Annotated in this window: 1 protein-coding gene and 1 pseudogene; both read left to right on the top strand. The window is 72.5% G+C overall.

The genetic code is table 11. From position 1 onward, the window contains the following. Window positions 1–906: dipeptidase (locus CA984_RS44115; RefSeq protein ID WP_086579170.1), on the top strand; the 906-nt coding region annotated here is incomplete at its 5' end. Next, window positions 903–1,141, top strand: a pseudogene (locus tag CA984_RS44110) (M20 family peptidase); the annotation flags it as partial. The gene CA984_RS44115 and the pseudogene CA984_RS44110, both read left to right, overlap by 4 nt.

The raw sequence follows: 1,141 nt of genomic DNA, 5'->3' as shown, positions 1-1,141 counted from the left end.
GGCGGGGTGAACGTGCAGGTGCTGCCGGTCTTCATCGACGCCCAGTACCGGCCCGAAGGAGCGCTCCGGCAGACCCTGCGCATGATCGAGTGCGCGCACACCCTGGCCGAGGGCAACGCCGACGCGGTACGGCTCTGCCTGGACGGCGCCCAGATCGACCAGGCCCTCGGCGAGGACAGGATCGCCCTGGTGCTGGCCCTGGAGAGCGCCCCCGGCCTGGACGCCAGCGTCGAGCTGCTGCCCACCCTGCACCGGCTGGGCGTACGGGTCGCCTCGATCGCGCACTGGGGCCGCACCCCCCTGGCCGACGGCAGCGGCGAGGACGCCACCGCCAGCAGGCTCACCGCGGCCGGGGTGGAGACGCTCCGGGAGATGGAACGCCTCGGCATGATCTTCGACATCTCGCACCTGAGCGCCTCCGGGGTGGAGCACGTGCTGGAGCTGGCCACCCGGCCGGTGATGGCGACCCACTCCTCGGCGCGGGCCCTGCGCGACCACCACCGCAACCTCACCGACGACCAGATCCGCGCCGTCGCCGCCACCGGCGGCGTGGTCTGCGTCAACTTCGTGCCGAGCTTCCTGTCGGAGGACCCTTCGGGGTTCACCCTGGAGCGGCTGGCCGACCACATCGAGCACGTCGCGCGGGTCGGCGGGATCGACCACGTCGGTCTCGGCCCCGACTTCGTCCGCGAGGTCATGAACGACCTCACCCCGCCGTGCTGCGAGGACCTCGGCTACGGCGAGATCGACCCCCTGGCCGTCCTGCCGGGACTCGACGGGCCGTGTGGCCTGCCGCTGGTCACCGAGGCGCTGGTCGGGCGGGGCATCCCGGAGCACGACATCGTCAAGATCCTCGGTGGCAACGTCCTGCGGCTGTTCCGCGCCGAGCTGGGCAGGCCGGCATGAATCTGCGCCTGATGCTTGAGGACCTGGAGGAGCTCGTCTCGTGCGAGTCGTTCTCCGCCGACCACGAGGCGGTGGCCCGCAGCGCCCGGGTGGTCGCCGACCAGGGGTTCAGGAGGCTCGGCGCGCGCCCCGAGACGATCGTGATCGACGGGGTCACCCACCTGCGGTGGACCTTCGGCACGCCCCGGGTCCTGCTGGTCGGCCACCACGACACCGTCTGGCCGATCGGGACGCG

Origin of the sequence: Streptosporangium minutum (assembly GCF_002149035.1) — a bacterium.
Classification (GTDB): Bacteria; Actinomycetota; Actinomycetes; order Streptosporangiales; family Streptosporangiaceae; genus Streptosporangium; species Streptosporangium minutum.
Note: the sequence above shows the minus strand (reverse complement) of the source record. Positions and strands in the feature narration are given on the sequence as shown.